Origin of the sequence: Mesorhizobium sp. M4B.F.Ca.ET.017.02.2.1 (genome assembly GCF_003998955.1) — a bacterium.
GTDB lineage: Bacteria > Pseudomonadota > Alphaproteobacteria > Rhizobiales > Rhizobiaceae > Mesorhizobium > Mesorhizobium abyssinicae.
Window position 1 is genome coordinate 1 of record NZ_RZOF01000285.1, and the last position, 8,223, is coordinate 8,223.

General features: G+C 63.4%; 9 protein-coding genes, 1 pseudogene and 1 riboswitch. Of the genes and pseudogenes, 5 read left to right on the forward strand and 5 right to left on the reverse strand.

Features of this window, described 5'->3' with window-relative positions:
- The 5 genes from nuoE to EN738_RS26150 form a co-directional block, all read right to left on the reverse strand.
- Nucleotides 1-832: NADH-quinone oxidoreductase subunit NuoE (gene nuoE / locus EN738_RS26130; protein WP_127286223.1), on the reverse strand; the 832-nt coding region annotated here is incomplete at its 3' end.
- On the reverse strand, nt 833-2,023 hold the full coding sequence (locus EN738_RS26135) for an NADH-quinone oxidoreductase subunit D (RefSeq protein ID WP_127286224.1): 1,191 nt from the start codon (nt 2,021-2,023) through the stop codon (nt 833-835).
- Nucleotides 2,024-2,032: 9 nt separating this feature from the next.
- A complete protein-coding gene (locus EN738_RS26140; protein ID WP_127286225.1) occupies nt 2,033-2,638 on the reverse strand; it encodes an NADH-quinone oxidoreductase subunit C in 606 nt (201 codons plus the stop codon).
- Nucleotides 2,639-2,642: 4 nt separating this feature from the next.
- Entirely contained in the window at nt 2,643-3,224 is a 582-nt protein-coding gene (locus EN738_RS26145; RefSeq protein WP_126054018.1) for an NADH-quinone oxidoreductase subunit B, read from the reverse strand.
- On the reverse strand, nt 3,215-3,580 hold the full coding sequence (locus EN738_RS26150) for an NADH-quinone oxidoreductase subunit A (protein ID WP_010910112.1): 366 nt from the start codon (nt 3,578-3,580) through the stop codon (nt 3,215-3,217). The genes EN738_RS26145 and EN738_RS26150 overlap by 10 nt, the downstream gene beginning before the upstream one ends.
- 333 nt (nt 3,581-3,913) lie before the next feature.
- On the opposite strand from EN738_RS26150, the gene EN738_RS26155 reads away from it, so the two are divergent.
- From EN738_RS26155 to EN738_RS26175, 5 genes and pseudogenes are all read left to right on the forward strand, one after another.
- Nucleotides 3,914-5,110: a winged helix-turn-helix domain-containing protein gene (locus tag EN738_RS26155; RefSeq protein WP_127286226.1), complete on the forward strand. Its 1,197-nt coding sequence runs from the start codon at nt 3,914-3,916 to the stop codon at nt 5,108-5,110.
- A gap of 54 nt (nt 5,111-5,164) precedes the next feature.
- Nucleotides 5,165-5,608 (forward strand): DUF6348 family protein, encoded by a 444-nt coding sequence (locus tag EN738_RS26160; protein ID WP_127286227.1) that lies wholly within the window; start codon nt 5,165-5,167, stop codon nt 5,606-5,608.
- Nucleotides 5,609-5,916: 308 nt separating this feature from the next.
- A riboswitch (cobalamin riboswitch) is annotated at nt 5,917-6,123 on the forward strand.
- A gap of 36 nt (nt 6,124-6,159) precedes the next feature.
- Complete coding sequence (locus EN738_RS26165; protein ID WP_127286228.1) at nt 6,160-6,588, forward strand: DUF1636 family protein; 429 nt, start codon at nt 6,160-6,162, stop codon at nt 6,586-6,588.
- A gap of 2 nt (nt 6,589-6,590) precedes the next feature.
- Entirely contained in the window at nt 6,591-7,628 is a 1,038-nt protein-coding gene (gene cobW, locus EN738_RS26170) for a cobalamin biosynthesis protein CobW (RefSeq protein WP_127286229.1), read from the forward strand.
- A gap of 17 nt (nt 7,629-7,645) precedes the next feature.
- Nucleotides 7,646-8,223, forward strand: a pseudogene (locus EN738_RS26175) (cobaltochelatase subunit CobN); the annotation flags it as partial.

Genomic DNA, 8,223 nt, shown 5'->3' on the forward strand with positions numbered 1-8,223 from the left:
CGCTGGCCGCTCTTTCCACGGCCGGCGCGACCTTGACCGGCGACGGCGTCTTCAGCGCCGGGCTGGTCTCGGGCGCGTCGGTCTTCGGCTTGCTGGCCTTGGAGGGCGCGACCGGGGCAGCCGGCGCCGGCACCGGCGCCGCGATGATCGCATCCGGCGCCGCCTTGGCGGCCTTGGCCGCCGCCTTGGCTTCCTTCTCGCGCGTCGACTTCAGGATCGCCTTTTCGCTCTTCAGCGTCGTCAGGCCGGTGGCCGGCTCCGAGCCGGTGCGGCCGTTCTGCGGACCAGGCGTCACCGAGGCGCCCTTGCCGCCCTCGTAAAGGTCGATGATCTCGGCCAGCCGCTCCGGCGTCAAATCCTCGAACGTGTCCTTGAAGATCATCACCATTGGCGCGTTGACGCAGGCGCCGAGGCATTCGACCTCCTCCCACGACAGCGTGCCTTTTTCATTGGTGTGGAACTGGTCGTGATGGATCTTCGAGCGGCAGACATCCATCAGCGCTTCCGAGCCGCGCAGCATGCAGGGCGTGGTGCCGCAGACCTGGATGTGCGCGCGCGTGCCGACCGGATTGAGCTGGTACTGCGTGTAGAAGGTCGCGACCTCGAGCCCGCGGATGCGCGGCATGCCGAGCATGTCGGAGATCGTCTCGATCGCCGCCTTCGTCACCCAGCCTTCCTGTTCCTGCGCGATCATCAGCAGCGGAATGATGGCCGACTGCTCGCGGCCCTTCGGATATTTCTTGATCCACTGCTTGGCCGCGGCCGTATTCGCCTTGTTGAAGGCGAAGGAGGCTGGCTGGACGCTGGCTTCTGCGAGACGGCGGACTGACATTTAGCGATCGACCTCACCAAAGACGATATCGAGCGAACCGAGCACGGCGGTGACGTCGGCCAGCATGTGGCCGCGGCACAAGAAATCCATGGCCTGCAGATGCGCGAATCCGGGCGCGCGCAGCTTGCAGCGGTAGGGCTTGTTGGTGCCGTCGGAGACGAGATAGACGCCGAACTCGCCCTTCGGCGCCTCGACGGCCGCGTAGACCTCGCCGGCCGGCACACGATAGCCTTCGGTGTAGAGCTTGAAGTGATGGATCAGCGCTTCCATCGAACGCTTCATCGCCGCGCGCTTCGGCGGCACCACCTTGCCGTCGAGGTTCGATACCGGCCCGGTGCCTTCCTTGCCGAGCAGCAGGTCGACGCACTGGCGCATGATCTTCGCCGACTGGCGCATCTCTTCCATGCGCACGAGGTAGCGGTCGTAGCAGTCGCCGTTCTTGCCGATCGGGATGTCGAAATCCATCTCGGAATAGCATTCATAGGGCTGCGACTTGCGCAGGTCCCAGGCAGCGCCCGAGCCGCGCACCATCACGCCGGAGAAACCCCACGCCCAGGCATCGGCCAGCGACACGGTGCCGATGTCGACATTGCGCTGCTTGAAGATGCGGTTGGGGGTGAGCAGCGCGTCGAGGTCGTCGATCGACTTCAGGAACGGATCGATCCACTTGCCGATGTCCTCGACCAGCTTCTGCGGCAGGTCCTGGTGCACGCCGCCAGGACGGAAATAGGCGGCATGCATGCGCGAGCCCGAGGCGCGTTCGTAGAACACCATCAGCTTTTCGCGTTCGACGAAGCCCCACAGCGGCGGCGTCAGCGCGCCGACGTCCATCGCCTGCGTCGTCACATTGAGGATGTGCGACATGATGCGGCCCATCTCTGAATAGAGCACGCGGATCAGCTGGCCGCGCTTCGGCACCTCGATGCCGAGCAGCCGCTCGGCGGCGAGCGCGAAGGCGTGCTCCTGGTTCATCGGCGCGCAATAGTCGAGCCGGTCGAGATAGGGCACCGCCTGCAGATAGGTCTTGGCCTCGATCAGCTTCTCGGTGCCGCGATGCAGCAGTCCGATATGCGGATCGACACGGTCGACCACCTCGCCATCCAGCTCCAGCACCAGGCGCAAAACGCCATGCGCCGCAGGGTGCTGCGGTCCGAAGTTGATGTTGAAGTTGCGGACGGAGGTTTCAGCCATTGTGGCGCCTCAATTCGTCTTGGCTTTTTCATCCCCCGGCAGCACGTAGTCGGTGCCTTCCCACGGGGAAAGAAAATCGAAATTGCGGAATTCCTGCTTGAGCTCGACCGGCTCGTAGATCACGCGCTTGGCCTCGTCGTCGTAACGCACCTCGACGAAGCCGGTCAGCGGGAAATCCTTGCGCAGCGGATGACCCTCGAAGCCGTAGTCGGTGAGGATGCGCCGCAGGTCCGGATGGCCGGAGAACAGCACGCCATAGAGGTCGTAGGTCTCGCGCTCGAACCAGTCGGCACCGGGATAAACGGCGGTGAGCGAGGGAACCAGTGTCTCCTCGTCGGCCTGGACCTTCAGCCGGATGCGGACATTCTGCTTCGGCGACAACAGGTGATAGACGACGTCGAAGCGCCGGGCGCGCGACGGATAGTCGGCACCGCTGACGTCGATGAACGAGACGAACTGGCAACGCGGATCGTCGCGCAGGTAAGTCGCCACCTCGATCAGGCTGCCAGGCTCGACGGAAACCGTGAGCTCGCCATAGGCCAGCACGGCTTCACCGATGCGGCCGGTGAGCTTCTCGCCGAGATAGGTGGAGAGTTCGTTCAACTTCTGGCTCATCGGCTCACCGCTCGATCGTGCCGGTGCGGCGGATCTTCTTCTGCAACAGAAGAATGCCGTAAAGCAGCGCTTCCGCGCTCGGCGGACAGCCGGGCACATAGATGTCCACGGGCACGACGCGGTCGCAGCCGCGCACCACCGAATAGGAATAGTGATAGTAGCCGCCGCCATTGGCGCAGGAGCCCATGGAGATGACGTAGCGCGGCTCCGGCATCTGGTCGTAGACCTTGCGCAGCGCCGGCGCCATCTTGTTGGTCAGCGTGCCGGCGACGATCATGATGTCGGACTGGCGCGGGGACGCGCGCGGCGCGACGCCGAACCGCTCGGAGTCGTAGCGCGGCATCGAGGTGTGGATCATCTCGACCGCGCAGCAGGCGAGGCCGAAGGTCATGAACATCAGCGAGCCGCTGCGCGCCCAGGTAATCAGCGCCTCGGTCGAGGTGACGAGAAAACCCTTGTCGGCGAGCTCGTTGTTGATCTCGAGGAAGAACGGGTCATCCTGCCCCACCGGCCGGCCGGTGTTGGGGTCGATGATGCCCTTGGGCTTCGGCGCGACGAGGGTGCCTGAACTGTCGTTCAATCCCATTCCAGCGCTCCTTTTTTCCATTCATAGGCGAAGCCGATGGTCAGCACGGCCAGAAACACCATCATCGACCAGAAACCGAGCATGCCGATCTTCGAGAAGGACACCGCCCACGGGAACAGGAAGGCCACTTCGAGATCGAAGATGATGAACAGGATCGACACCAGGTAGAAGCGGATGTCGAACTTCATGCGGGCGTCGTCGAACGAGTTGAAACCGCATTCATAGGCGGAAAGCTTTTCCGGGTCGGGGTTGCGGTAGGCCACCAGGAACGGCGCCGCAAGCAGCGCCAGGCCGACGACAAGCGCCACGCCGATAAACAGGACGATGGGCAGATACGAACTCAAAAGTGCGTTCATGCTGCGGCTTTCCGTTGGCGGTCAATCCACGTTGATTACAGCAACCGATCCTATTGCGGAAGCGTGACAGATTCACCGCTGAACCGTTTTAAGGGCCTATGCTGCAACGCGGCGAGGGTTAGCGCAGCGCTTTCGGCGAAGCAAGTCAAACCTTGTTCAAAACGCGGCGCTGGACGCCAGATCGGAAAAAACTGGTCCGATCCGCTCCTGTTTGATTTCCTTCGCTTTTTACTCCACTTTTCTCTCCTGACATATCTCCCGCCATTTGCCTGCTAGCATGGCCGGAATCAGGGACCGCAAATGCGGGCCAAAGGATCAGGACAAGGCTTCTGGATGAAGGAAAAGATATCGCTCGCCATGGCCAGGCGCATCGCGCTCGGCGCGCAAGGTTTCACCGACCCGCAGCCGGGCGGCACGCCGGACCGCCGCCACCTCGCCCGCGTGCTGTCCCGCACCGGCCTGCTGCAGATCGATTCCGTCAGCGCCGTGGTGCGCGCCCACTATATGCCGCTCTATTCGCGCCTCGGCCCCTACCCGCTTTCCCTGCTCGACAACGCCGCGCTCACGCGCAGGCGCACCGTCTTTGAATATTGGGCGCATGAGGCCTCCTTCCTGCCGGTCGAGACCTGGCCGCTGCTGCGCTGGCGCATGCAGCGCGCCGAACAGGGCGAGGAAATGTATCTCGGCCTCGCGAAATGGGGCCGTGAGCAGCGCCAGATGATTGACGAGATCTACAACGAGGTCGCCGAACGCGGGCCGATCGCCGCCTCCGACATAGAAGGCCACAAGGGCAATGGCGGCTGGTGGGGCTGGAGCGCGGCCAAGCACGCCTTCGAGTGGCTGTTTTGGGCCGGCCGCATCACCACCGCCTACCGGCGCGGCTTCGAGCGCTACTACGATTTGCCGGAGCGCGTGCTGCCGCAGGCCGTGCTCGACCTGCCGGTTCCCTCCGTCGAGGACGCGCATCGCGAATTGCTGCGCATTTCAGCCCGCGCGCACGGCATCGCCACCTACAGCGACCTGCGCGACTATTTTCGTCTGGCGCCCGGCGACACGAAGGACCGCATCGAGGAACTGGTCGAGACGGGCGATCTGCTGCCGATGCGGGTCGAAGGCTGGGACAAGCCGGCCTATCTCCACAAGGACGCCCGCATCCCGCGCAAGATCGAGGCGCGCGCCCTGCTCGCGCCGTTCGATCCCGTCGTTTTCGAACGCACCCGCACCGAAAAGCTCTTCGACTTCCGCTACCGCATCGAGATCTACACGCCGGCCGAAAAGCGCCAATACGGCTACTACGTGCTGCCCTTCCTGCTCGGCGACCGGATCGTCGCCCGCGTCGATCTGAGGGCCGATCGCCCGGCTAGCGTGCTGCGCGTCCATGCCGCCTATGCCGAGGCCGGCGCTCCGCCCGAAACGGCCGGTGAACTCTTCGAGGAATTGAAGCAGATGCAGGGCTGGCTTGGGCTTGAGCGCATCGAAGTGACGCCGGCCGGCGATTTGGGGCCGGCGCTGGCTGGCGAGATAAGATAGCCAACCCCTGCAGCCTCTGTCATACACGCTCCAACAAACCTCGTAGGTTGTGCAATGGCATCGGACAAAGTGCTCGACATGATCCATGGCGCATTGATTGCGCATGGGATCGATGCAGTGCGTAGAGATCAGGACGTTCTGCTACAGTCGAGGCAACTTCGGTTTGAGGCTGAGGTATTCGAGGCGGAAGCTGGCCGGCTGGTCCTCGAAATCTACATTTTTTCCCCACTGCTTGATGTTCAGCCGGTCATTGAATCCTTTGCTGGCTTCGGTGACACGCGAGAACAAGAATTAAATCAGGCGTTTGAAAAATTTCTTCGTGGCGTTTTCCACGTGGCGATCGAGGGACTGGCTGATCATGTCTGCGACAACATGCAGGCCGAAGTAGAGGTTTGGCAGCAAAGCATCCCAGTTGGAAGATCTGGCAAAAGAATGTTCGCTGGAAAATCTATGGTGGACAGGTCATTTCCCAGGCCACCACCGAGCTTAATTCGCTGAACCGGGGTTATCCAACGTTCTACGCCAAGCTGGAAAAGCTGTTCACAGCTTCCGTTTCCCCTGGCAGTCACTTTGTACGCACCTTTTTTGCAGCCTTGAAAGGCGAGCTTATTTGCACCGAGGTCCTTCTGGATAATAAGGTTTGGCAAGAAGGACAGGACCTAGCCCTCAGCCATGACTGGGACCACGGCGATGGTTATCAAGCAGTCCGGCAAGTTATCCTGGCCCTGCCGATTGGCGGCACATGACAGCCTCTGACCGACATAGCCATGTCGTAGCCGCGCGTTGACACATCTGCCCGCAGAAGCCTAAATCCATGGCCAGACGGTCTCCTCCCGGCAAAAGGAGGAGCCAAGAGGGAATGCGGTGCGGGAAAAATGCCCAAATCCGCGGCTGTCCCCGCAACTGTAAGCGAAGAGCCAAGGCCGAAAGCCACTGGGATGTTCCCCGGGAAGGCGGCTAACCAAGGCGATGACCCGCGAGCCAGGAGACCTGCCGTCTGCGAGAAAAGAATCCGATCGCCCGGCGGGTTTCCGGGCAAGGAGCCTGATTTGGAGCGCGACAGCAGTTTTCCGGCTGATAGAGCGGACATACCGTCCGGCGACGACGATGGTCCGGCCGGCGTGACCGTCATCGTCTGCTCGTCCTGCCGCGACGAGACCGGTTCCGATGCCCATCCGCGCGCCGGCGCGCTGCTTGCCGAGGACACGCGCCGGGCGGCTTCCGGCGAAAAGATCAACATCCGCACCGTCGAATGCCTCGGCAATTGCAAGCGCCGACTGAGCGCGGCACTTCTGCGCGATGGCTGCTGGAGCTACGTCTTCGGCGACCTGACAGCGACCAGCGGCGCCGACCTCGTTGCTGGCGCAAAGCTCTTCGCCACCTCGACCGACGGCCTCATCCCGTGGCGCGGCCGGCCCGATTCCCTGAAGCGCGGCCTTGTTGCCCGCATCCCTCCCCTCGACCTGCTGAAGGACTGACCATGACCGCATCCGTCTCCCGTGTTCCCTGCACCGTCGTTACCGGCTTCCTGGGCGCCGGAAAGACGACGCTGATCCGCAACCTGCTCGAGAACGCCAAAGGCAAGCGGCTGGCGATCATCGTCAACGAGTTCGGCGATGTCGGCATCGACGGCGAAATCCTCAAGGGCTGCGGCGTCGATGCCTGCCCGGAGGAAAACATCGTCGAACTGGCCAATGGCTGCATCTGCTGCACCGTCGCCGACGATTTCGTGCCGGCGCTCGACCAGATCCTGTCGCGGACGCCGAAGGTCGATCACATCCTGATCGAAACCTCAGGCCTCGCGCTGCCGAAGCCGCTGGTCCAGGCCTTCCAGTGGCCGAGCGTGAAGAGCCGCGTCACTGTCGATGGCGTCATTGCCGTGGTCGACGGCCCGGCCCTGGCAGACGGCCGCGTCGCTTCCGACATGGACGCGCTGCAGGCACAGCGCGCGGCGGATGACTCGCTCGACCATGACGATCCGGTCGAAGAAGTGTTCGAGGACCAGATCGCCTGCGCCGACCTGATCATCCTGTCGAAGAGCGATCTGATGGACGCCGCCGGCTCGGCGCGCGCCAACGCCGTCATCGGCGAGCATGTGGCTCGCGCCGTCAAGGTCGTGCCGACCGCCCAGGGCAAGGTCGACCCGTCCGTGCTGCTCGGCCTTGGCCTCGCCGTCGAGGACGACATCGAGAACCGCAAGACCCATCACGATGACGAGCTCGACCACGAGCATGACGATTTTGACTCCTTCGTCATCGACATCCCGTCGATCGCCAATCCGGATGAACTGGCACAACGCGTCGCCACCGCTGCCGAACAGGAGAATGTGCTGCGCGTGAAGGGATTCGTCGAGGTCGGCGGCAAGCCGATGCGGCTTTTGCTGCAGGCCGTCGGGCCACGTGTCAACCATTACTACGACCGCGCGTGGACGGCCGAGGACGATCGCCGCTCGCGCCTCGTCGTCATCGGCCTGAAGGGGCTGAACCGCCCGGCGATCGAGCGTATCCTCGCCGGCTGAGGCAAACCCGAACCGCCATGCACATCCTCACCACCACATCCGCCTCGCTCGACGATCTCGCCGAGCCTGTCGATCTCAGGCAGACGCCTGCGGATGTGGTGGCGCTGTCCTTCACCGACAGCGATCTTTCCGGACTGGCTGCGGCGTGGAAGGCCGACGCGGAACGATTGCCCTCAATGCGGCTGGCGGCACTTCGCGATCTCCGTCATCCGATGTCGGTCGACCTCTGGATCGACAGCGTCGCCCTCCACGCCAAGGTCATCCTGGTGCGCATCCTCGGCGGCTATGACTGGTGGCGCTACGGTTGCGACCAGCTCGCCACGGTCGCGCGCGAACGCGGCATCAAACTCGCGCTGCTGCCCGGCGAAAGCCACGACGAGGATCTGCGGCTGATCGAGGCCTCGACCCTGCCGCGCGCCGAACTTGACGGATTGCTCGGCTATTTCCGCGAAGGCGGGCCTGCGAATATGACAGCGCTGGTGAAGAGGCTGGCGCGGCTGGCGGGGTCGGATGAGGCGGTTGCCGAGCCGGTTAGAGTGCCGAAGGCAGGGTATTATCAGCCGGGCCACGGCGTCGTCCCCCTCCCCCTTGAGGG

Bases quoted from the DNA above. Each gene is read 5' to 3' on its own strand.
- EN738_RS26135 (WP_127286224.1), bottom strand. From the start codon at position 2,023: ATGGCTGAAACCTCCGTCCGCAACTTCAACATCAACTTCGGACCGCAG.
- EN738_RS26140 (WP_127286225.1), bottom strand. From the start codon at position 2,638: ATGAGCCAGAAGTTGAACGAACTCTCCACCTATCTCGGCGAGAAGCTC.
- EN738_RS26145 (WP_126054018.1), bottom strand. From the start codon at position 3,224: ATGGGATTGAACGACAGTTCAGGCACCCTCGTCGCGCCGAAGCCCAAG.
- EN738_RS26150 (WP_010910112.1), bottom strand. From the start codon at position 3,580: ATGAACGCACTTTTGAGTTCGTATCTGCCCATCGTCCTGTTTATCGGC.
- EN738_RS26155 (WP_127286226.1), top strand. From the start codon at position 3,914: ATGAAGGAAAAGATATCGCTCGCCATGGCCAGGCGCATCGCGCTCGGC.
- EN738_RS26160 (WP_127286227.1), top strand. From the start codon at position 5,165: ATGGCATCGGACAAAGTGCTCGACATGATCCATGGCGCATTGATTGCG.
- cobW (WP_127286229.1), top strand. From the start codon at position 6,591: ATGACCGCATCCGTCTCCCGTGTTCCCTGCACCGTCGTTACCGGCTTC.